The 23894-nt window shown below is 34.1% G+C and carries 17 protein-coding genes; 7 read left to right on the top strand and 10 right to left on the bottom strand.

Translation table 11 applies throughout. The annotated features are described in order from the left end of the window. Nucleotides 1-15 precede the first annotated feature (15 nt). Together FUA24_RS13505 and FUA24_RS13500 are read right to left on the bottom strand one after the other, a co-directional pair. Entirely contained in the window at nucleotides 16-882 is an 867-nt protein-coding gene (locus FUA24_RS13505) for a DUF58 domain-containing protein (protein ID WP_148543175.1), read from the bottom strand. Nucleotides 883-959: 77 nt separating this feature from the next. Further along, nucleotides 960-1961, bottom strand: coding sequence for an AAA family ATPase (locus tag FUA24_RS13500; RefSeq protein WP_148543173.1), 1002 nt, complete (start codon nucleotides 1959-1961; stop codon nucleotides 960-962). A 224-nt stretch (nucleotides 1962-2185) separates the two neighbouring features. Between FUA24_RS13500 and FUA24_RS13495 the strand changes: the two genes are divergently transcribed. From FUA24_RS13495 to FUA24_RS13480, 4 genes are all read left to right on the top strand, one after another. Further along, entirely contained in the window at nucleotides 2186-2938 is a 753-nt protein-coding gene (locus FUA24_RS13495; protein ID WP_148543171.1) for an SDR family NAD(P)-dependent oxidoreductase, read from the top strand. Next, entirely contained in the window at nucleotides 2935-3564 is a 630-nt protein-coding gene (locus tag FUA24_RS13490; RefSeq protein ID WP_246147051.1) for an HD domain-containing protein, read from the top strand. Before FUA24_RS13495 ends, FUA24_RS13490 begins: the two co-directional genes overlap by 4 nt. 28 nt (nucleotides 3565-3592) lie before the next feature. Next, nucleotides 3593-4726 (top strand): ATP-binding protein, encoded by a 1134-nt coding sequence (locus tag FUA24_RS13485; protein WP_148543169.1) that lies wholly within the window; start codon nucleotides 3593-3595, stop codon nucleotides 4724-4726. 246 nt (nucleotides 4727-4972) lie between these two features. Continuing rightward, a complete protein-coding gene (locus FUA24_RS13480; RefSeq protein ID WP_148543167.1) occupies nucleotides 4973-5641 on the top strand; it encodes a porin family protein in 669 nt (222 codons plus the stop codon). Between the two features lie 9 nt (nucleotides 5642-5650). Here FUA24_RS13480 and FUA24_RS13475 read toward each other — a convergent pair whose 3' ends face one another. The 5 genes from FUA24_RS13475 to amaB all read right to left on the bottom strand — a co-directional run bounded on the left by FUA24_RS13475 (nucleotide 5651) and on the right by amaB (nucleotide 11639). Beyond that, entirely contained in the window at nucleotides 5651-6841 is a 1191-nt protein-coding gene (locus FUA24_RS13475) for a DUF1501 domain-containing protein (RefSeq protein WP_148543165.1), read from the bottom strand. A 103-nt stretch (nucleotides 6842-6944) separates the two neighbouring features. After that, nucleotides 6945-8324 (bottom strand): DUF1800 domain-containing protein, encoded by a 1380-nt coding sequence (locus FUA24_RS13470; protein ID WP_148543163.1) that lies wholly within the window; start codon nucleotides 8322-8324, stop codon nucleotides 6945-6947. A 139-nt stretch (nucleotides 8325-8463) separates the two neighbouring features. Further along, entirely contained in the window at nucleotides 8464-9048 is a 585-nt protein-coding gene (locus FUA24_RS13465; RefSeq protein ID WP_148543161.1) for a hypothetical protein, read from the bottom strand. Between the two features lie 19 nt (nucleotides 9049-9067). Further along, nucleotides 9068-9994, bottom strand: coding sequence for an OmpA family protein (locus FUA24_RS13460; protein ID WP_148543159.1), 927 nt, complete (start codon nucleotides 9992-9994; stop codon nucleotides 9068-9070). A 103-nt stretch (nucleotides 9995-10097) separates the two neighbouring features. Beyond that, entirely contained in the window at nucleotides 10098-11639 is a 1542-nt protein-coding gene (amaB, locus tag FUA24_RS13455) for an L-piperidine-6-carboxylate dehydrogenase (protein WP_148543157.1), read from the bottom strand. A 132-nt stretch (nucleotides 11640-11771) separates the two neighbouring features. Between amaB and FUA24_RS13450 the strand changes: the two genes are divergently transcribed. Beyond that, entirely contained in the window at nucleotides 11772-12818 is a 1047-nt protein-coding gene (locus FUA24_RS13450) for an isoaspartyl peptidase/L-asparaginase family protein (RefSeq protein WP_148543155.1), read from the top strand. 70 nt (nucleotides 12819-12888) lie between these two features. On the opposite strand, the gene FUA24_RS13445 is transcribed toward FUA24_RS13450, so the two are convergent. Then, complete coding sequence (locus tag FUA24_RS13445) at nucleotides 12889-13395, bottom strand: CAP domain-containing protein (RefSeq protein WP_148543153.1); 507 nt, start codon at nucleotides 13393-13395, stop codon at nucleotides 12889-12891. A 253-nt stretch (nucleotides 13396-13648) separates the two neighbouring features. On the opposite strand from FUA24_RS13445, the gene FUA24_RS13440 reads away from it, so the two are divergent. Together FUA24_RS13440 and FUA24_RS13435 are read left to right on the top strand one after the other, a co-directional pair. Next, a complete protein-coding gene (locus tag FUA24_RS13440) occupies nucleotides 13649-19213 on the top strand; it encodes an alpha-2-macroglobulin family protein (RefSeq protein ID WP_148543151.1) in 5565 nt (1854 codons plus the stop codon). A 176-nt stretch (nucleotides 19214-19389) separates the two neighbouring features. Further along, entirely contained in the window at nucleotides 19390-20259 is an 870-nt protein-coding gene (locus FUA24_RS13435; RefSeq protein WP_148543149.1) for an SH3 domain-containing protein, read from the top strand. An 83-nt stretch (nucleotides 20260-20342) separates the two neighbouring features. On the opposite strand, the gene FUA24_RS13430 is transcribed toward FUA24_RS13435, so the two are convergent. Continuing rightward, nucleotides 20343-21668, bottom strand: a complete 1326-nt coding sequence (locus FUA24_RS13430; RefSeq protein ID WP_148543147.1) for a hypothetical protein — start codon at nucleotides 21666-21668, stop codon at nucleotides 20343-20345. A 135-nt stretch (nucleotides 21669-21803) separates the two neighbouring features. Beyond that, entirely contained in the window at nucleotides 21804-23813 is a 2010-nt protein-coding gene (locus tag FUA24_RS13425; RefSeq protein WP_148543145.1) for a T9SS type B sorting domain-containing protein, read from the bottom strand. Nucleotides 23814-23894 lie beyond the last annotated feature (81 nt).

Raw genomic sequence — 23894 nt, 5'->3', positions numbered from 1 at the left:
AGCACTTGGTGCTTGTTACCCTCTTCTTTTAAAATACCCCAGTAGCTTTTTCACATAGCTTTCATCCACTCTACAATCTATTGTTCCTGCACCAGATCTGGTAAAACTTTCTTTATAGTAGTTTACTTTATCATTGTAAAACTTACTATAATTAAGCCTCACTTTTTTTGAGGAAGTGTTTACCAACATCAGTTCTCCAGTTTCTTCATCTTGCATTTGCACCATACCCAAATTTGGAATTTCCTCTTCGCGTTTGTCATATACTCTAATTCCTGTAACATCATGCTTACCCGATACAATTTTCATGGTATGTTGGTAATCATCTGCTATAAAATCGGACATCACAAAAACGATTGCCTTTTTCTTCATCACGTTAGATAAGAACTTCAATGCTTCTGCAACGTTGGTTTGTTTGCTTTCGGGTTCAAACTCTATAAGTTCTCTAATAATTCGGAGTACATGAGATCGCCCCTTTTTAGGTGGTATGTATAACTCTATTTTATCGGAAAACAGAATTAGTCCGATTTTATCGTTATTTTGAGTAGCCGAAAACGCTAGGGTAGCAGCTATTTCGGTAATGACTTCATTTTTAAACTGCTGTTCTGTACCAAATAATTCAGAGCCAGAAACGTCTACCATAAGCATCATGGTAAGTTCACGCTCTTCTTCAAACACCTTAACATAAGGCTCATTATATCTGGCAGTTACATTCCAATCTATATTCCTAACATCATCTCCAAACTGATACTGACGCACCTCACTAAAAGTCATACCACGCCCTTTAAAGGTAGAATGGTATTCTCCTCCAAAAATATGATCAGACAACCTACGTGTCTTAATCTCAATCTTCCGTACTTTTTTTAGTAATTCTTTAGTATCCATCGTTTAATTGTCTATTGAATATTTATTATTGATTATTAACTCTCAATAATCAATTGGCAATTATCAATTGGGCAATTTTAAGGTACTTCAATCTCGTTTACTATTTTGTTTATGATGTCTACAGAAGTTACGTTTTCTGCTTCAGCTTCATAGGTAATTCCTATTCTGTGACGCAACACATCATACACCACTGCTCTAACATCTTCCGGAATTACATACCCTCTTCGTTTAATAAAAGCATAACATTTAGCAGCTGTTGCTAAATTGATACTTCCACGAGGTGATGCTCCAAAAGAAATAAGTGGTTTTAAATCGGCTAGTTTATATTTTTCTGGATATCTGGTAGCAAAAATGATATCTAGAATGTATTTTTCAATTTTTTCATCCATGTAAACCTCTCTAACCGCTTGTTGCGCCGTTAGTATTTGCTGAATAGACACCACAGGGTTTACTTTATCAAAAGACCCTTTTAAGTTAGCTCTAATTATAAGTTGCTCCTCTTCAAGTTTAGGATAATCTATAACTGTTTTCAGCATAAAACGGTCTACCTGCGCTTCTGGTAATGGATACGTTCCTTCTTGTTCTACAGGATTTTGTGTTGCCATTACTAAGAATGGTTTATCTAGTTTAAAGGTCTCATCTCCAATAGTAACCTGCTTCTCTTGCATAGCTTCTAATAATGCAGATTGCACTTTTGCTGGTGCTCTGTTAATCTCATCTGCTAAAACAAAATTCGCAAAAATTGGTCCTTTTTTTATAGAGAAGTCATTCTCTTTTATGTTATAAATTAAAGTACCGACAACATCTGCAGGTAATAAATCTGGTGTAAATTGTATTCTGCTAAAGCTACCATCTACCGCTTGAGATAAGGTATTAATTGCTAATGTTTTTGCAAGTCCAGGAACACCTTCTAATAAAATATGCCCTTGTCCTAGTAGGCCAATTAGCAAACGTTCTACCATATGCTTTTGCCCTACAATTACTTTGTTCATTTCTAGCATGAGTAAATCTACAAAAGCACTTTCCTTTTCAATCTTCTCGTTAATAGACTTAATATCAACTGTACTAGTTTCTGCCATCACTTTTTATTTTTTTAACGCCCGAATATAATAAGGTTCATTGAGTGTTGCAAATTGTTAAAATTTTTACGGATATGATGTTAAAGATTGGTTAAAAAAATTTAAGGAAAACCTAAGGATTTCAACGGTTAACAAATGTTTATAGATTAGGTAAAAACTATTGGGCTTACTTTCTAAAATTAAAGCGGTTTTAAGTATTTTTATACAAAATCAAAAAAAACTAAATGAGAAAAACAGCCTTAATTACAGGTGCTACGAGCGGAATTGGTTATGCAACAGCCTATGAATTTGCTAAACACAACATAGATTTAATTCTTTGCGGAAGACGATTGGAACGTTTACAAACCCTTAAAAAAGACCTAAGTAAACTTACTAATGTTCATATTTTAAACTTTGATGTTAGAGATAAAGACGCAACTTTTAAGGCAATTTCTTCTCTACCCGAACAATTTAAAACTATAGATATACTAATTAACAATGCTGGTAATGCTCATGGTTTAGATCCAATTAACGAAGGAAGTATAGATGATTGGGATGCGATGATGGATATTAATGTAAAGGGATTACTTTATGTAAGCAAGGCTGTAATTCCGCAGATGACGGCACGCAAATCTGGACACATAATTAATATTGGCTCTTCTGCTGGTAAAGAAGTGTACCCTAAAGGCAATGTATATTGTGGAAGCAAACATGCGGTTTTAGCTATTACCGAAGGTATGCGTATCGATTTAAACCCTTATGGTATAAAAGTTGGCGCGGTAAATCCTGGGTTGGTGGAAACCGAATTTTCTAAAGTTAGATTTAAAGGCGATAAAATTGCTGATACCGTGTATCAAGGTTTCACAGCTTTACAAGCGGAAGACGTTGCCGAAGTTATTTATTTTGCTGTTTCTAGACCACCTCATGTAAATATTGCTGATGTTTTAATGTTTTGTACTGCTCAAGCTAGTAGTACTATTGTGAAAAAAGATGTATGATACAAGATTTGAGATTAAACTGGCTTTCTTTAGCTTGTAAATATGGTGCCTCTGAAAAAAATGCCAATGCCCTATGGAAAGAAATTGAAAATCAATATTCTCAAAAACACAGATATTACCACAATCTTTCTCATATTGAAAATCTCCTAATTCTAGCTGAAAGTTGTAAAGAGCGCATTAAAAACTTTGATGCTGTTCTGTTTGCAGTTTGGTACCATGATATTATTTACAGTGCAACAAAAAAAGATAACGAGGTGCAAAGTGCCAATTATGCACAAGAGCGATTAACTAGTTTAAATCTGGAAAAAGGTTTGATTGAGACTATCAAAACACTTATTATTTCAACCCAAAAACATGAAATCATTCTAACCGAAAATAATGATAATGCCCTTCTTTTAGATATGGACTTATCTATTCTTGGTTCTAGTTGGGAAGATTATCATAAGTATCTGAAAAACATAAGAAAAGAATACGCAATATTTCCTAATTTTATGTACCGAAAAGGAAGAAAGAAGGTCCTTCAACATTTTTTAGAACGTGACACCTTGTATTTTACAGCATATTTCCAATCTAAATTTGAAGCCCAAGCCAGAAAAAATTTAAATAAAGAAATTGAATTACTATAACTTAATATAGCTATTACCCCAATTAGCAATGATTAATAAACGCCTGCTTATAAAACACCTTTTGGCTCATAATGATGAGAACAGTTTTTATGATAAAAAACGTAAGATTGACATTAGCCATAAGGAAGGTAAGGCTAAGTTTTTAAAACACATTTGCGCACTATCTAACAGCAACCCAAAAAACAACTCTTATATTGTAATTGGGGTTGATGATGAAGACAACAATATAAAAGGGGTTGATTTCTTTGACGATAGCAAAATTCAAAATCTTATTAATGCCTATTTAACCAGTCCGCCAATAGTGCAATATGAGAACATTCCATTTCCGCACTTACCAGATGATAAGGTTGTTGGTTTGGTAACCATTAGACCAACTGGGAAACTAACATCGCTCAGAAAAAATATTTGGAAATATTACGGTGGTTCTGTCTTTTTTAGAGATGGCAGCATGAGTATGCCTAAAGTCTTTGATATTGAAATAAAAGATGTAAACTCTAAAATAGTTGAAGCTATTGAAAACAATGCGCAAAACAATATTGAACACACACTTAATGGCGTTTTTGACTTTATGAACAAACGCCAAGACTTTAATGCGACTTACAAAGTTTTTAAGGAGTATTTTGTACTGTGTTGGTCTGGGCAAAAAAAGCAGGTAAAAGATGAAGTATTTTACTCTAGAGTAGACATAGAACTAATTAACGAACAAGTACGGTTGTTCTTTTCTGCACTAGATGAAGTGTCTATTGTTTTTGATGAAAACAGCTTTATAATTGTAGAATATGTTAATCTTGGGCTTCAAAACACAAGTAAATATTACAAACTTGAAGAAACCATTATTAAGTTCGATAATAACGCCAGTTACAACATTGACACAAAGCTCTTATTTGAGCCTCCACAGTTTGATAAAAAAGTATTGCATCACATTTACAATACCAATAATTCCATTTTAGACAAACTAAAAAAAGGACTTACCTTAACCAAAGGTGAGGAGATAGATTTAAGAAATTTATCGGCTACGTACTTAATTTGTTATTTAAACCTTTTTCATGAGGCTATAGATAAATTAAAAGAGGCCAAACCTTATTTAAAAAAGCATAGTAAAGAAGTCTACCAACTGTATAAAGAGTCTATGCGTATCCTTAGAAAAGTGAAATACAGCTAATTTCTTACGAAACTTAACGTTTACTTAACTTTAAAATTTTGAAATAAGGAAAAATAACACGACTTTTGCAGCGCTATTAATCTTTTTAAGATATAAACCTTGTTTCTCCCATATAGTTTGGCATTGGAACAAGGTTTTTTTATTTTACCTACTTTTCTTGTACGAATATTTTTTAAATTTGCAATGTTAGATATAACATCGATGAATTCGCTTGCGTTTATTTGATTCTTGACAAACATTTGAAAAATGAAATACTTGAAATTAACAACTTCCTTTTTAATACTATTGACTATTCAAACGTTCTCTCAGGAAAGTAGCAACAGAAGGTTCAAAATTGGACTTAATTTAGGTATAAATCAATCCGATTTAAAAGAAAGCGCTCTAGAAGACTATGATAAAGTAATCAGCTATTCATTTGGTATTTCTTCCGAATATAAAATAAATGAAAAGCTATCATTATTTTTCAATTTAAACTATGATAATAAAATGATGAAGTTGGAAAACTTTAGAGTTATAAACTTCAATAATAATGAGACCTATTTCGTAGATAATAAAATCATTTTTAACTATCTCAACGCTCCTTTAAATGTTAGATACTATTTTGGAAAGAGGAACAAACTTTTTGCCGATGCCGGAGTATTTTACAATCATTTTCTCAATGTTAAAAACAAGACTACAAGAAAGGATACAGAAGAAGAAATTACTGCTTTTCTGAGTCCTAATGTAAAAAAATATGATTATGGCATTCTAATAGGACTTGGCTATATGTTTTATTTAAACGAAAAAAATTGTTTATCAATTTTCTTAAGAGATGAATTTGGAATACCAAATATTATGGATTATCCAAACAATCCAAATGTGAATATTAAAACAAACACAATTAAACTTATACTAAATTGGCAGATAATAATATAACACCCCTACTTATATAAAATCCAACTGCTTAAACGATTTGTTAAGAACCTTTTCATCGTTTACATCTAGCCACTTGTTTAAAACGGTTGCATAAATGGTCCTAAAGTCTATTTCAAATTTTAAATCGCCATTACCATCAAGATTATCCAAATTGGCCATATTGTTATAGAGTCCAGGTTTTCTTAATTGATTACCAATAACAAATAAATTATTAGCTGTACCATGGTCTGTACCAACGCTAGCATTTTGTTTTACACGCCTACCAAATTCAGAGAAGGTTAAAATTAAGGTATCATCAAAGGTTCCACCTGCTTTTAAATCTTGTACAAAGGTTTCAATACCTTCGGCATACTGCGTTAACAGCCTTTTTTGTGTTGGCAACTGATTTACATGGGTATCAAAACCATTTAAAGAGGCGTAATACACCTTAGTTGCTAAATGTGAATTTATAAACTGTGCTGTTGTTTTTAATTGCTTACCAAATTTATTCTTTGGATATTCCTTTTTAGATGTCACCGTTTTACTGGTCTCATAAATATACTTTGCAGACGAATGGGCTTCAATCATAGATTTATATAAATACCCCAAATTGTGCTCACTTAAATGCGCATCATTACCGTGGTTTTGCAAGTTTTTAAAATACGGATCTCTAGATAAATTAAATAAAGCCTTGGCATCTTGAGTTGCAATGGCATTTGTAGTTTCACCCTTCATGGCTAAAGATAAGCTTTCGTTAATTTCAATGGCCGAATGCGGATTTTTACCATATGTATCTAAATAACGCCCTATCCATCCGCTTTGGGAATACTCATTAGAATCTACTGCAGTTTGCCAAATATCCATAGACCTAAAGTGCGATCTGTTTGGATTAGGGTATCCCACATTGTTTATTATGGTTAAAAGTCCTTCGTCATACAATCTATTTAAAGGTGCTAAACTAGGATGTAAACCAACCTCATCGGTTAACTTCAACACCGTGTTTTTTGCTATGCTTAATGACGGACGTTCCTTGTAATATAAGTCATTTTCAAAAGGTACAACAGTGTTTAAACCATCATTACCGCCAGACAATTGAATAATTACCAAACGTTTGTATCCCAAACTACTAATAGCCACATCCTCAAAAGCTTTTACAAAGCTTGGAACAAAAAATAAACTACTAGCTAAAGACGATTGTTTTAAAAATTTCCTTCTATCCATAAAATAATTTTTCTAATGTAAAATTCTTTTTAAAATTCCCACTTTCGCGAGAATGACAATTTCAACGGATACCTCAATAAAATCATTGAGGAATTCTTTTTAATTAACACATTTGATATTCTGGTAAAGACATTAATTGCACACAGTATTCCTGTTTTGAGACCTTCTCTAAGGTATTTAAATAGTTTTTGGCTGCTGGTGAAGCTTTACAAGCCAAAACATAGTTTTCAAGCTCGTTTATAGATACACTTTTAAACTGTTTATTAAAGTAATCCCAATTACTTTCAACATTAAATCGCTTACCAAAATTCTTTTTAAACATCTTTTTTCTTTGCTCCATTTGGGCATCATTCTGGCCTTTTCTGGCTTTAGAAATATAGGCACTATTTAAAAGTAAAGACGGTAATTTTAACCTTAGGGTTATGGTATTACTATCAATCCAGTTTTGGCCACCTTTCCAGCCTGCCACATTAGGCGGATCTAAAAGGACCTGTCCTAAAGAACGCTGTAAATAAAGAAACTGTCTTTGATTATTAAAGGTAGTAGGCACTAAAGTATTCATACCAACCAATAGTTCTATAGGAGATTTAATCTTATTACCAATATTTTCATCTTCGTAAAACCAAGATGCATTACACACAAATTTCATTAGCTTGTTTATGTTGTAATCTTTATAAAACACGTTGGTCATGGCTTCAACATGAGCCTTGTTTAAAGTATCATTAACAAAATAACGGTAAACTTTCTCGCAGATGTATTCTGCACAACGTTTTTCTTCTAAAATAATATCGACTATATCTTCGCCTTTATAATTACCTGTTTTACCAAAAAAGGTTTTCTCTCCATAATCATGCAAACGTCTTCTAAATAAAAAATTACCATGAATATCATGAGAATACCCTGTAAAAGCTTTAGCCGCCTCCTTAATATCTTGTTCTGTATAATTACCAACACCCAAGGTGAAAAGCTCCATTAATTCTCTAGCGAAGTTCTCGTTTGGTTTTTGTTTTTTATTCTGTTTGGTATTAAGGTATTTGGTCATTGCAGCCTCTTTAGAAACAGCATTTACAAAAGCCCTAAAATCTCCCAATGCATGAGCTCTTAATGTATTATGATAGTTCTCTCTATAAATGTAATTATTGTCTTCGCACACAAAATGATTGCTCCAAAAGAGTGTCATTTTTTCTCTAACAATTTCTGAAGTGTTAGATAGCCTTTTAACCCAGGCCATGTTAAGTTTGGGTGCAAGTTCTCTACTTAATTTTTGAATCTCCCTAATGTTTTCCTTGGCGGTCATATAAGAATCTCCTATTAAATTCTTTATCTCAGAAACATCTTGTTTTATGGGAGACACCGTTTTTGAAGCACTAAACAAACTGTTTACAACCTCTTTTCTACTCTTTTTAGATAGCTTTTCTAAATCATTTGGTAAAATACCAAAGCCCAATCTATTATATAAATGCTGAATATGCTTTTGCTTCATGGTAAAACTATTTTAAGATGAACAACCAAATGCTAATACAACCCTTTAGACTCTAACACATTAAAAAGGTTTAACCCTCTAATATAATAAAAAAGCTGCTTCAGTTTTGAAGCAGCTTTTTATAAAGTTTTATAATGGCTTATTTACCACCATCTAATTCATCTTGCCAATCTAAAAGTTCCTGCCATTTGCCTTCATAAGCTAATAATGCTTGCTTTGGCCATGTACCAGGTTTATGCATTTTAAACCTATCACCTCCTGAGTTTAAAACTTCTTGACATTTATCTACAGAACACTCAGATAAAGCTTTCCAAGTTTTAACATCGTGGTTGTGGAATAGTCCTTGAATTTTTGGTCCGATACCCTCTACAATCGTTAAGTCATTTTCCTTTATCTTTTTGCCAAAAACAGCTTTTGCAGCCGCGGCATCAAAGGCAATTAACGGCGCAGCACTTGCTAAAGCATTAGCTAAAGATGTTTTTGTTGTATTTAATTCTCTTTGAAAAGAGGCCTTACTAGTTAAGCAAGCATCTAAATCATTTTTAAGTGTAGTTTTGCTTTTTAAACAAGCTTCTAAGTCTGCTTCTAATTGGGCAATTCTATCACTATCGTCATTACTTCCTCCGCCCACAAGTCTACCTAATAAGTAACCTAAAATTGCCGAAATTAAACCTACTAAAATGGGAATTAACCAGCATGGTATTGATATTGCTAATAAAGTCATGATTTTTATATTTTGAATTTTAATTAATGGTTATTACTGTTCTTCTGTTTTGCGCTTTACCTTCATCAGTTGTATTATCTGCTATAGGTTCAGATTGTCCTTTTGAAGACACTTCGATATTATCTTTTAAAATACCATTAGCAATAAGGTATTTACTAGCAAAATCTGCTCTATTTAATCCTAGTTGAATATTTTGGGTTGCATCACCCGTTTTATCGGTATGCCCCACAACTTGAACTTTTACCCCAAGTTTATCTACACAATGTGATATAGCTGCTATTTTTTGTCTTTGTTCCGAGGTTAAACTTATAGCTGCTTGTCCTGTTTTAAAATGAAGTACTATTGGATTTTTTCTAACAGAATCACATTCTTTTTCTAAAGCTTCAAGTACCGAAGTATCAGATGCATCAAGAGTTATCATGTTAAATTGTAAAGGTCCAAAAAGCATATTGGCCTTATCTGGATTAATGTCGTCGTTTAGTTTTCCAAAGGTGTCAATCTGTTTAGCAGGTACGCCATGGGTCACCAAATAATTCTTAACCGCATTAGCTCTGGCTAAACCTAAATTAGGGTAGGCAGAATTATTTACCTCATCACTCTTATAGAACCCAGTAATTTCTAAGTCTTTAAGAGGATTGCTAATTAAATAGTCCTTTAGCTTAAGAACTTCTGAATCAATATTTGCAGAAACAGGTTCTAAAATTGAAAAGTCTGATGTTTTAAAATTAAAATTGTCGGGGATTTCAATTTTAAAATCGCCTTTAGCATCACTAATTAAAAATGCATTTTTTGTAGCCGTCTTAATGTCTACCTGCTCCTCTTTTGGTAAGTTATCTCCAGATTCCTTTTTGCCGCAACATTCGCTGCAACATAAGTAAATATATAGAAGTGTACCAATAAGAATAGTGAGCAGAATCCCTAAGATATAGGATGTTTTTTTTCTCATTTTGACTGTTTTTGGTTAATGTTTAAGTGATTGTAAAATAATACTTTACCTTACAAATGAGAAACAAAAAACCACAAAAAGTCACATAAATATTCTAATAGATTTACAAATCAAATTTAATGCCTTGCGCCAATGGTAATTCAGTAGTATAATTGATAGTATTTGTTTGTCTACGCATGTAAACCTTCCAAGCATCAGAACCAGATTCTCTTCCGCCTCCAGTCTCTTTTTCACCACCAAAAGCACCTCCAATTTCAGCACCAGAAGTTCCAATGTTTACATTAGCAATACCACAATCACTTCCTGCATGAGATAAAAAACGTTCTGCTTCTCGTAAGTTATTCGTCATAATTGCTGAAGACAATCCTTGAGCAACACCATTTTGAAGCGCTATAGCATTTTCAACATCACCAGAATATTTTAATACATATAAAATAGGTGCAAAGGTTTCATGTTGTACAATTTCAAAATCGTTAGAGGCTTCTGCAATAGCAGGTTTTACGTAGCATCCGCTTTCATAACCTTCACCCGAAAGTACTTCGCCTTCAACCAAAACAGTACCACCTTCAGCTACTACTTTTTTAAGAGCTCCTTGATACATTGCCACTGCATCTTTATCAATTAACGGCCCTACATGATTGTTTTCATCTAAAGGATTACCAATACGTAACTGTTTGTAAGCATCAACAACTGCTTGTTTTACTTTATCATAAATACTATCGTGAATAATTAATCTACGTGTACTTGTACAGCGCTGACCTGCAGTACCAACTGCACCAAATACTGCACCAATAACAGTCATTTTTATATCGGCATCAGGAGTTACAATAATAGCATTATTACCACCTAATTCTAAAAGTGTTTTACCTAACCTACCTGCTACTTCTTTAGCTACAATTTTACCCATTCTTGTAGAGCCTGTTGCAGAAACTAATGGAATTCTAGAATCCTTACTCATAAATTCACCAACTTTATAATCGCCATTAATTAAACACGAAATTCCTTCTGGTAAATCATTCTCCTTAAGAACTTCTGCAATTATGTTTTGGCATGCCACACCACATAAAGGCGTTTTCTCACTTGGTTTCCAAACACAAACATCGCCACATACCCATGCTAAAGCTGTATTCCAAGACCAAACTGCTACAGGAAAGTTAAATGCCGAAATAATTCCAACAATCCCAAGTGGATGATACTGCTCATACATTCTGTGCCCAGGACGCTCACTATGCATAGTTAAACCGTGCAACTGACGCGATAGACCAACAGCAAAATCACAGATATCTATCATTTCTTGAACTTCTCCTAATCCTTCTTGGTAACTTTTGCCCATTTCATAAGACACCAATTTACCTAATGCCTCTTTTTTAGCTCTTAATTTTTCACCAAATTGCCTTACAATTTCACCGCGTTGTGGGGCAGGCATTACGCGCCATGATTTAAAAGCTTTTGTTGCAGATTCCATTACTTTTTGATAATCACTTTCGGTAGTAGTCTTCACACTCGCAATTAGTTTTCCATCAACTGGAGAAAAACTATCTATTACATCTCCACTAGAAAAGTTATTTATACCTGTAGAAGTCCCTTCATTTACAGATAATATGCCCAAAGTTTTTAATGCTTCATCTATTCCAAATGCTTTCATAACGCCTTTATAAATTAGTGAATTTTTAAATATTTAATTATTTGTTGCGAATTTAATAATAAAATATTGTTTTTTACGAATGTTTTTCAATTCTAAATTAATTAAATTTATGGTCTCATAATTTCTTTACCAATGAAAAAAGTCATCTACCTTATCGTTTTTTCTTTAACATTCCTTTCTTGTAAAAAGGAAACTTCAAATTCAAACAGCAACATAAAAGACGATGTAAAAACAAATGAATTCTCTATTGTTATTCATGGCGGTGCTGGATTTATGAAAGAAGATAATTTTTCACCCGAAAAACAAAAAGCTTATAAAAAGAAATTAGAAGAAGCTATTAGAGTAGGTTACACTATTCTAAAAGATGGTGGCTCCAGTTTAGATGCTGTGGAAAAAACCATAAATATTTTAGAAGACTCTCCTTTATTTAACGCTGGTAAAGGTGCAGTGTTTACAAATGAAGGCACTAATGAACATGATGCTTCTATTATGGATGGCAAAACTTTAAATGCAGGTGCTTCCGCTGGGACTAAAACGGTAAAAAACCCCATTAATTTAGCACGTGCCATTATGGAAAAATCACCACATGTCATGTTAGCAAGAGAAGGTGCCGAAACCTTTGCTGAGGACCAAGGATTAACTATTGTTGATCCCGAATATTTCTTTACCGAAAAGCGCATGAAAGCTCTAGAACGTACAAAAGCTTCCGAAAACAAAAAGGTAACTGCTTTATATGATGCCACACTTAAAGCCTCAAAATTTGGAACTGTGGGTTGCGCAGCACTTGATAAGCATGGTAATCTTGCTGCAGGAACTTCTACAGGTGGTATGACTAATAAACGCTGGGGGCGCATTGGCGATTCTCCAATTATTGGTGCTGGTACATATGCCAATAACAACACTTGCGCTGTGTCTAGTACAGGCTGGGGCGAATATTTTATTCGTGGTATGGTAGCCTACGATATTTCTGCGCTCATGGCCTACAAAAATTTAAGTCTTAAGGAGGCTGCACATGAAGTTATTCAAAATAAATTACCTAGCATTGATGAAGGCCAAGGCAACGGCGGTATAATAGCGGTAGATAAAAATGGAAACATCGCTATGGAATTTAATACTTCAGGGATGTTTAGGGCTACAATGAATGATAAAGGAGAGCTTTATATTGGCATTTTTAAATAAATTCCCGATTTCACGGGAATGACAATTCTAACCGAAACTCCAACACAAGCGTTGGCGCCTTCTTTTTAAATTAAACACCAGACTCTACGGGCTTCTTTAAAAAGAGTTGTGTAAAGTAGTAAACACCATTTGCATTTCTAATAACGGCAATACCAATATGGGTAAAATCACCTTCTATATTTCTCCTATGCCCCGGGCTATTTAACCAAGCGGTCATTACAGCTTGAGCAGATTGTTGCCCATAAGCCACATTTTCGCCAACACCTCTAGCGTTTTCATCATCAAACAAGCGATCGGCTCTATCATCAAAATCATCATGACTAATATCATTTTGGCTTATCATATACGTTGTGTGCTCATAAGCTAAAGTATTTGCCAAGTCATTAAAGCGTAATGGATTATATCCTAGACTTTCTCTATGCGAATTAACCAATTGAAGAATTTCTTCTTCCATTGATTGTATTTGCAGTTGTTCAACATCATCTTCTACAGAACTATCTTTTGAACACGAAACGGCAGCTATAACAATAAAAGCGCAAAGTATAAGTCTGCTAATTTTAGTAAAATAAGTTTTCATAGCAATAATTTGGGATTAGAAAAATACAATTCCTAAATATTTAATTGCCTGTATTTTATAATAATTCGACCATCTCCAACTTAAACGTGTATTTTATCGATATTTGCCCTTACTCAAATCCATCATATAAATCTTAAGAATTATTTAACGTTTAAAAAAAAACTAAATTCCAAATCTTAAACGTAACTTTATTAACAAGAAACATCGCACGCTTTCTTTTTGCCAAAGTTCATTTAAAAAACCATCACACCCTATGTCAGTTAAAAACATCCTTTTTACCATTCTAGCTCTTGCTATTGTTGTATCCTGTAAAGAAAAAACCGTTGAAACGGACAACATTTTTAAATACAGAGATTACATAAGTTACACAACTTCAGGGATGACATCGGTAGCTAAACCAATTCACATTAATTTGGCAAAACCAGTTGATGGCTGGGAAATGCATCAAGAAATAACAGATAACATTATTAGTATAAAACCATATGTTGAAGGGAAACTAGAAGCTGGCAACAACCATACCTTGGTTTTTACTCCAGATGAGTATTTAGAACCTTCAACAGAGTATACTGTTACAGTTAAACTTTCTGAAATTTATAATGATGTGCCTTCAGATTTTAAAAATTATACGTTTCAATTTAAAACAATTACCCCTAATTTTAATGTTGTTACAAATAGCCTACAATCGTACAACAAAAACTGGCAATATTTAGAAGGAGTAATAAAATCTGCCGACCTAATTTCTCTGGAAAAGGCCAAACAATTAATTACTGCCCAACAAAACGGAAAAGATTTAAACATAGTATTTAACGAAGCTGACGCCAGTAGTAATGCATTTGAATTTAAAATTGATAGTATTAACCGTTTAATAGAAGACAGCGCTATTGAGGTGTCTTGGAATGGAAAACCTATTGGTGCTGATAATAAGGGAGAAAACACTGTAGCAATTCCCGGAATAAATAATTTCACTATTACGAAAACGGAAGTTTACCAATCGCCTGAACAATACTTACTAATCAACTTTTCCGACCCTTTAAAAAAGCAGCAAAATTTTGACGGTTTGGTGTCCATTCAAAAAGCCAAGAACCCAAAATATGTGGTAGATGGTAATACTTTAAAAGTTTACCCAAGTAGTAAACTAGTTGGCAACATTCAGGTAGATGTTTTTCAAGGTATTAAAAACACAGACGGATTTAAACTAAAGAAGCCCTATTCTGAAAGAATTGCTTTTGAGTCCTTAAAACCAGGCGTAAGGTTAGTAAATAATGGCTCTATTTTACCAAATTCTCAGGAGTTAAAATTCAATTTTGAGGCGGTAAACCTTAGTGCTGTAGATGTTAGAATTATTAAGATTTTTGAAGATAATGTCCTCCAGTTTTTACAGGATAATAACCTAAATAGTAACAGTCAATACGAGATAAAAAAAGTAGGTCGAAGAATTGCTAAACAAACCATTCAACTACAGACAGCTGCCGAAAACACTGGAAAATGGAAAGCTTATAGCATTGATTTATCAAAGTATTTTAATACCGATATTGGTTCTATTTACCGTGTTGAAGTAAGCTATAACAAATCCTATTCGTTATATGATTGCGAAGCCAATACTAGCACTTCAAATTCTAATGAGGAGGACTATTACGAAGAAGATTTTTACGAAAGAGGAGCCGATGATAGTTCTGAAGAAGACGAAGACCTTCGTGAAGAAAAATACTGGGACAACTTATTATACAGATATAAAAATTACACCTACAATTGGCGTGAGGAGCAAAACCCATGTCATGATGCTTACTACGGACAAAGTAAAATAGTATCTCAAAATTTAATAGCTTCAAACTTGGGCGTAATTGCTAAACAAGGCACAAACAAATCGTATGTCTTTGCAGTTACTAATATTTTGAATACCGAACCAGAAGCCAATGCTAACGTAAGCTTATACAATTTCCAACAGCAACAAATGGAAACTGCAGCTACCGATAAAGATGGGTTAGCAATTATTGATGCAGAAAAACATGCAAGTTTTGCCATAGTTTCAAAAGGTAATAATGTGTCCTATGTTAGACTGTATGATGGAAATGCGCTTTCCTTGAGTAAGTTTGATGTTTCTGGTACCCGATTGCAACGGGGTCTAAAAGGTTACATTTATGGAGAACGTGGTGTATGGCGTCCTGGAGATACACTTCATTTAGCATTTATGTTGAACGACAATGCTAATAAATTACCTAAAGGACATCCTGTAAAAATGGAAATTACAGACCCTAATGGCAAATTGGTTTATAAAAACATTTCGAGAAGCCACCTCAACAATGTCTATAAATTTACAGTACCAACAGCTTCAGAAGATAAAACAGGAAACTACAACGCAAAAGTATCTGTTGGCGGGGCTACGTTCCACAAAGGTTTAAAAATTGAAACGGTAAAACCTAATCGCTTAAAAATTAAAATTGATTTTGATGACGAAGTGCTTTCGGCAACAAAGCCTTTAACTGGAGATTTAGATGTAAAATGGCTCCATGGTGCACCTGGAAAGAACTTAAAAGCTGAAGTAAAAGCTAAATTCACAACGTCTTATTCTGGCTTTGAAAAGTATAAAGGTTATATTTTTAATGACCCAACTCGTAAATTCTATCCGGAGGAGTTTAATGTGTTTGAAGGTAAAGTGAATGAAGAAGGTTTAGCAGATATTAGTAAACAAATAAGCATTAAAAAGAAAGCTCCTGGCATGCTTAATGTTCAATTCTTGGTAAGAGCTTTTGAAAACGGAGGCGATTTCTCTATTGATGCCTTTACAAAAAAATATGCACCTTATAAGTCTTTTGTTGGATTACACTCTCCTAAAGGTAATGCTTATGGTTCGTATTACACCGATGAAAACCAAACCTTTGATGTGGTGGTGGTTGATGCTGAAGGACAACCCGTAAAACGTAACAATCTTCAAGTAAAAGTATATAAAGTACAATGGCGTTGGTGGTGGAATTCATCATATGACAATCTATCGAGTTATGTGTCTAGCAGCTATCACAGACCTTATTCTACATCTAAGATAAATACAGACGCTAATGGTAAGGCCTCATTTAAAATTAAAGTACCGGACCATGATAGAGGACGCTACTTAATTAGAGTTTATGATCCTGTAAGCGGGCATGCCACAGGTAGAACGGCTTACTTCTATAAAAACTGGTGGCAAAATTCTAGTTCTGGCGATAAAGAAGCTGCCAAAATGCTAATTTTCTCAAGTGATAAAGAAACTTATAATGTTGGTGAAACGGCTAAAATCACCTTCCAATCCGGAAACGAAGGGCGCGCTTTGGTAAGTGTTGAAAACGGCACGGAAGTAGTAGATTACCAATGGGTAAAAACGCAAAAAGGAGAAACAACGGTAGACATTCCTGTAACACCAGAAATGGCTCCTAATGTATTTATTAATATTTCATTACTGCAACCACATGCCATTACAGCTAACGATTTACCAATAAGGCTTTATGGTGTCATTCCTATGATGGTTGAAGACCCTGAAACCAAATTAGAGCCAGAAATTAAAATGCCAGATGTATTGAGACCAGAACAAGAGTTTAAAGTAACGGTTTCAGAAAAAAGTAAAAAACCAATGACCTATACCATAGCTATGGTAGAAGAAGGCCTACTAGACCTTACGCGATTTAAAACTCCAAACGCCTGGAATAGCTTCTATGCTCGTGAGGCATTAGGTGTAAAAACTTGGGATATTTTTGATGATGTTGTTGGTGCCTATTCTGGGAGTATAGATCAAGTATTTGCTATTGGAGGTGATGGAAGTGGTGCAGATGGTAAGAAGAAAAAAGCCAATAGGTTTAAACCGGTGGTGAAGTACTTTGGCCCTTTTAGTTTAAAGAAAGGCGAAAAGCAATCACACACTATTAAAATGCCTAATTACATAGGTTCGGTAAGAACTATGGTAGTTGCTGGAGACCATACCAAAGAAGCTTACGGAAGTACGGATAAAACAGTACAGGTTAAAAAGCCTTTAATGGTGTTAGCCACACTTCCTAGAAAATTAAGTCCTGGGGAGAAAGTAACTTTACCAGTTACGGTTTTTGCAATGGAGCCTAAAGTGAAAAAGGTAAACATAAGTCTAAAACTAAGTGATGGTATTACTGTGGAAGGTGAAACCACTCAAAGTTTAAGCTTCCCAAAACCTGATGAAAAGATGGCGTATTTTACTTTAGATGTTAGTAAAGCAAAAGGTATAAATACCGTTGAAGTAATTGCGAGTGGCAATGGAGAAAAATCAACTTATAAAGTAGAACTTGATGTAAAAAACCCTAATCCATTTACATCTAAAGCTTTAGATAAAACCTTAACAGCAAATGTTTCTGAATCTGTAGCCTTTAACACCTTTGGAGTACCAGGAACAAATTCAGCTACGGTTGAGTTTTCTACTTTGCCTCCAATGGATTTCTCACGTAGAATGCAATACCTAATTCAGTACCCTCATGGTTGTGTAGAACAAACAACATCCAGTGTATTTCCACAGTTATTCTTGAGCGATATTTTCGATTTAACGGCCGATAAAAAACACGATATTCAAGAAAACATTAAAAACGGAATAAAACGACTTGGACATTTCCAAAGACCAAATGGCGGACTCAGTTATTGGATTGGTGAAAATAGTGCTAATGATTGGGGTACAAGTTACGCAGGACATTTTATGATAGAAGCTGAGAAGAAGGGTTATGTATTACCACTAACATTCAAGAGCAATTGGATAAAATACCAAAAGCAAGCTGCTAGAGATTGGAGGCCAAGCTACAGACGATACAACTCAGATTTAGCTCAGGCTTATAGATTATATACGTTAGCCTTGGCAGGAAGCCCAGATTTGGCGTCAATGAACCGTCTTCGTGAGTTTTCCGAATTATCAAATAATGCAAAATGGCGTTTAGCAGCTGCATATGCCCTTGCTGGACAAAAAGAGGCTAGTGATAATATTTCAAAATTAGCTAACATCAACTTTGTGTCAAACAAATATGATTATTACTCCTATGGTTCCGCAGACAGAAATAGAGCCATGGCCTTAGAAACTATGGTACTAACAAAAGATAGCCAACAAAGAGAGATTGCCGAGTATATAGCTAAAGACCTATCTGGAGACCACTGGATGAGTACCCAAACTACAGCCTACAGTTTGTTAGCCATGGCAAAAATGGTAAATGCAAACGGTGGTAAAGCCATGAAATTGAGCTATTCTATTAACGGTAAGAATCATACTATTGATACTAAAAATGCGATTGCCCAGCGTAAATTACAAGTTATAGATGGCGCTAATAATATAACCGTTACAAATAGCAATAACAACGTAGTTTATTTGCGTGTTTTAAACACAGGAAAACTACCTTTAGGACAAGAAATAGCAGAACAACGTGGTTTAAGCATAAGCTACTCATATAAAGATTTACAAGGTAACAGATTAGATGTTACCAACTTAAAACAAGGTCAGGATTTTATTGCCACAGTTAAGGTAAGTAACCTTAAAAGTGCACAAGTTAAAGATGTGGCATTAACCCAAATTTTCCCTTCGGGATGGGAAATTGTAAATACCCGATTTACAGACTTTGGAACTACAACCTCTAGTCAAGCGCGCTACACAGACATTAGAGACGACCGAGTGAATTTCTATTTTGACTTAAGCAGAAATGGAAACACTAATAGCAGCAAAACTTTCTCGGTAATGTTAAATGCCTCCTATTTAGGAAGCTACTATTTACCAGGAATTCAAGCAGAAGCTATGTATGACAATGACTTTTTAGTGAGAACTAAAGGGAAATGGATTAATATAATTAAATAACGTGAACAACTTCTAAGAAGCTTCGTCACATCGAGTGTCACGCCTAAGCGTGATGTATCGAGATGCTACATAAGTTCTCGATATTTCAATTACCTGCGCTTATGCTTCAGTAATTGAAACTCGAACTGACGCTAGTCTCCTATTGGGTAATTTCACATTCAAAAAACTTCAAAAAAATGACAAGATATATTTATATACTGGTTGCATTGATGGTATTCAATGTTGCCAAAGCACAAGAAATTAGATACGTAAATGCCGATAACGGTTTATTTTTAAGAGACACGCCTAGTCAGGATTCTAAGCGTATTGATAAATTAGTTTACGGAACAGAACTAGAAATTACGGAGCGGACAAACCTAAAGCTAGATGTAAAAGATGATAATGATATTATCTCAGGAGAATGGGTTAAAGTAACTTGTAATGAAGATCTTCATAATAAAAGAACAGGTTACGTATTCAACGGTTTTTTATCAGAACATAAAATTGAAAAACGATTTAGTGTAGATTTTGAAGATTTCACCATGGAATTTGATGGTGTCCAAGCCCAAATTATAGGAAATGAACAAATATCAACACATGCAGATAATGCTATTGATGCCATTCTCGAAATAGGAGAAACAGTTCAAGGTAAAACAATACGCATAAGGCATCATTCAAAATACAAACGCATAAAAGTATACCAAAAACATGAGAATAGCATTTCTATTCAGGCTGAGGGGCCTCATTGTGACTTATTAGATTGGAAACATTTTTATTCAGCTTGGGAACCTTTAAAAACCTCTAAAAAGAAAGGTGTTTTTGAAACCATAACATACAATGATAAGGCTAAAAGTAAATTCATAAAAGTTGATGGTTCTGAATTTAAAAATGCCGTTAAGGAACATTGTGGAGACGTTTGGTACGACATGATTAAAGATGAGAAAAAGATAAATAAAGGTGCATCGGCCATAGGAATTAGTAAAATTTACTTTAAAGTAATTTTCACGACTATGTATGATGAAGACATAGAAAAGATTATTGCTTTTGATGTGCCTATGGGTTGCTAAAAAATCAAAAAAGACCTGTTAGGTTTACAACTTAACAGGTCTTGTAATAACTTTTACGTATTAGCTCTCTTGAAAACTAAAACTTAATATTGGGTGTAACTTCTTGTAACGGCATTATATCCATATTTAGCCTTTGTGTAAACCGTTTCATGAACAACCGTATATCCTTTGGGGTGTCCTTTTCTTATGACTTCTTCACCTGTTTGAACAAACCGTCCCACTCCGCCATCAAACCAAACTTTATCAAATATAATTTTGGCATCTTGTTTTACAATGATAACCCGTTTGTGAGTTTTTGGTAACCTTTGCCTATTAACATATATAGGGGGCACTCTTACTTCTTGTTTTTCTAGAGATAAATTTACACCATCACAACCATTTGTTGCTATGTTTGGTATGCCTTTAACTTCTGGCCTTTTAATTACTATAGGTTTTGCTTTAGAAATACTTACCTCGTAAAAATCTGAATACGAATAACACAATGCATTTTTTAAATTTCTGGCATTTTCAGCAACTTTGGTTCTATAAAAGACTCTGGAACTGGTAGGTGGTATTTTATATGTTTCTTCTTGAGCATTAGGAATATCTTGCCAATTAACACCATCTTTGCTCTCCTGCCATTGGTAAAAATGACTAGAAAACACCGCAAAATCTGGTTGAGCTTTTAATGTTGTTGAAAATGGTAAATAACTTTTATTAACAGATACTTGTTTTTTGTTGTTTTTATCTAGAATAACAACCCTATCTCCACAAGGTTTAAACGCAATATCGTCAAGAGCCAGATCATTTCCACAACCACCAGTTCCATTATTACGAATTTTTAAAATAACCGACGTTTCATTGGGTCTTGTTTGAAACACTAATGCGAATTGCCTCCAAGTTGGTGTTTTACCGCCTGGTATAGGGCCAGTACTTCCACTTGCCAATAATGTTTTGTTAGATTTATTCCATATTTCAAAGGTTACATCTATTGGTATTCCACTTCCACATGCACGAGTGTTATCTCGCATAAGATTTACCATCCAAGACGAAAACTCATAGGAGGTATTTTCACAAAGTCCAGAAAATGGTATTCTAATAAACTCCCCTGGTTTATAACTGGCATTTACAATGAGCATTCTTCCATTAGTATCACCTGGGGTATGATCTTGAATATGATACCAATTAAAATGTCTTGTATGATTAGAAACAACATAAAAACCATCTCCAGGTGTTTTTTTGGTGAATTTATAGGTAGTAGTTCCAAAACTAAGCTTTGAATTACCAATACCTGTACCAAAATCTTCAGTAAAAATAGGATCTCCTAAGTTCCCATTACAAAAGCCCAATTGCCCTTGTGCATGCAGAACACAAAAAAAACAAAATAGTAATGTTAATGTTTTAATAGCTTTTGAAAAAGTTGATTGCATGAATTTTATGTTGATTGATGACAGAGTATTTATATGTAACACCTATTCCAGTTTTGTTACAAATATTGAGCCATTAATTTTGAAGTAGTTTGTACAAATACATTGTTAAGCAGTAGATTAAACTTTGTAAGCCATTTATCTTTTAAGGGTAAAATGTCCCGTAATTTTTTTTCCTTCTAGAACAATAATATACCAGTAATCATTAGGTGGTACCATCTTATTTTCATGTGTTCCATCCCATTCAAACAAACTATTTTTTGAGCTTTTTAATAACTTTCCATATCGATCAAAAATTTCAACACTTGATGATGAGTATAGCTCAATACCTTTTAAAATAAAGGTGTCATTCTCATTATCTCCATTGGGTGTAAAATATTTTGGAATATAAAAATGAATATAATCCCTACGTACAACCTCATTACAATATCGCTCTTTTACATAAACAGTATATGCGCCGCCCTCTTTATTATGAAAAGTATTATCCATTTGAAAGTTAAACCCATCTAAAGAATATAAAAAATCGCCTCGATTCCAGGTTGATACTACAATGCTTTTCCCCTTAGATGTTACCTCTCTAATAACTGGGTTATACCTTTGGTTTACAGTTATACTTTTTGTTACATAACAGTCCTCATGAAATATGGTAACTGAATAGATTCCTCGTTTATTAACAGTAATGCTCTCTGTTACTTCTCCTGTATCCCATAAATACCTGGCATCAATAGCGTTTGCGTTAATTACGTTAGCGCTTAGTGTAAGGCTTGTATCTTCACAAAATTCTAAGGTTTCGTCTTCTACTATTGGAATCTCTGTTTCTTTTTGAACCACTGTTACTGGAGTTCTTGAAATAGACTCACAACCTCCCAATAACGATACAGCCTCAGCGTAATAGGTATGAGTTCCTGATTCAGTTACAATGAACTCTGAATTATTCCTGTAAAAAGATTCACCTCCAGATGGGGTCAAATACCAATTTACAGCAATACCATTAGGAACCTCTACTTCAAGTATTGGAGGCGTTTCATTTAGGCAGTATGACTTGTCTCCTAAACTAATTGGGGCATCGGGGATTGGAGCAACCTTTAGATTAAAATACTCTGTTTCTACAGGGCATTTTTTTGATAAAATATCGCATTGTTCGAATACTGAATTCTCTCGTAAAATAACCCTATAAAATTTATCGAAACTACCATTAACTAATGGTGCATTAAAGATAATATCATTTTCTCCCGGAATATCAAACCAATTGTTTTCATCTGAGCTTTCTTGCCATTGAAAAGTTACATCACCAAAAAATCTTCCAGATGGGTCCGAAGGTGTAGCTTCTAATAGAACGGACGTTGGATTATCTCCTTCACAAATACCAACATCGGTATAGCTTGTGTATATTTCCTCCTCACATGGTAATTCCTCTTCACAAATTTCCGAACTTGGTAAACCACCACAGGATTTAACCACAATGTCATCAATAGCTAAATAATTGCCACAAATTTTATCAATACTAGGTGCCCTTAAACTACAGTCTGTGTAAAAATCAGGATAAAATTCTAAAGCCTCTCGTAATGTGTTTTTTATTCTAAGCCTTACTTGTGTTTCTCCAGGTCTCGTAAAAAAAACTAAAAAGAAACGCTCCCATTTATTTTCTTCCAATAATTTAGATGTAGCAAACGCAAATGATGTTGAAGCTTCAAAGGTTATGGCATAGGGAATTGGTTTCTCGCAATCCTCAGCATTCTTTGGTGTTAAATTCGTTACCCAAGCCGAAAACTCATAATAAGTTTCTTCTTCGAGGCCAGAAATATTAACACTAAAAAACTCCCCGTCATTAAAATCGCCATTAATAACCATCATATTACCAGAACCATGCTCGGGTGTATGATTAGATATTGGAATCCAGTCTGGTTGATAATCTAAAAAATCAGTAATACTATATTTCCCTTCCTCAAATAACTCGCCATCATCTAACAACGAATAGGAAGGTGACCACCACTTTTTAGACATGTGATCATACGGACCATGACCAAAATTTTCGCTATATATGGTGTCGCCTTTCTTAAATGAACAACATCCCCATTGCCCTTCAACCTTAAAGACAATGAACAACAGAAGTAAAAAAGTTAAATATGTTTTGATAGTTACTTTCACAATGGCCTGACCTTAAAGGTAATAATATAATTCTGACAGTATATAACTTTAACTTTTTTAAGAAAAATAGTCGGCCAATTT

It is taken from the genome of Seonamhaeicola marinus (assembly GCF_008085455.1).
Note: the sequence above shows the minus strand (reverse complement) of the source record. Positions and strands in the feature narration are given on the sequence as shown.

Coding starts and splice junctions, on each gene's coding strand:
- FUA24_RS13505 (WP_148543175.1), bottom strand. CDS start 882: ATGGATACTAAAGAATTACTAAAAAAAGTACGGAAGATTGAGATTAAG.
- FUA24_RS13500 (WP_148543173.1), bottom strand. CDS start 1,961: ATGGCAGAAACTAGTACAGTTGATATTAAGTCTATTAACGAGAAGATT.
- FUA24_RS13495 (WP_148543171.1), top strand. CDS start 2,186: ATGAGAAAAACAGCCTTAATTACAGGTGCTACGAGCGGAATTGGTTAT.
- FUA24_RS13490 (WP_246147051.1), top strand. CDS start 2,935: ATGATACAAGATTTGAGATTAAACTGGCTTTCTTTAGCTTGTAAATAT.
- FUA24_RS13485 (WP_148543169.1), top strand. CDS start 3,593: ATGATTAATAAACGCCTGCTTATAAAACACCTTTTGGCTCATAATGAT.
- FUA24_RS13480 (WP_148543167.1), top strand. CDS start 4,973: ATGAAATACTTGAAATTAACAACTTCCTTTTTAATACTATTGACTATT.
- FUA24_RS13475 (WP_148543165.1), bottom strand. CDS start 6,841: ATGGATAGAAGGAAATTTTTAAAACAATCGTCTTTAGCTAGTAGTTTA.
- FUA24_RS13470 (WP_148543163.1), bottom strand. CDS start 8,324: ATGAAGCAAAAGCATATTCAGCATTTATATAATAGATTGGGCTTTGGT.
- FUA24_RS13465 (WP_148543161.1), bottom strand. CDS start 9,048: ATGACTTTATTAGCAATATCAATACCATGCTGGTTAATTCCCATTTTA.
- FUA24_RS13460 (WP_148543159.1), bottom strand. CDS start 9,994: ATGAGAAAAAAAACATCCTATATCTTAGGGATTCTGCTCACTATTCTT.
- amaB (WP_148543157.1), bottom strand. CDS start 11,639: ATGAAAGCATTTGGAATAGATGAAGCATTAAAAACTTTGGGCATATTA.
- FUA24_RS13450 (WP_148543155.1), top strand. CDS start 11,772: ATGAAAAAAGTCATCTACCTTATCGTTTTTTCTTTAACATTCCTTTCT.
- FUA24_RS13445 (WP_148543153.1), bottom strand. CDS start 13,395: ATGAAAACTTATTTTACTAAAATTAGCAGACTTATACTTTGCGCTTTT.
- FUA24_RS13440 (WP_148543151.1), top strand. CDS start 13,649: ATGTCAGTTAAAAACATCCTTTTTACCATTCTAGCTCTTGCTATTGTT.
- FUA24_RS13435 (WP_148543149.1), top strand. CDS start 19,390: ATGACAAGATATATTTATATACTGGTTGCATTGATGGTATTCAATGTT.
- FUA24_RS13430 (WP_148543147.1), bottom strand. CDS start 21,668: ATGCAATCAACTTTTTCAAAAGCTATTAAAACATTAACATTACTATTT.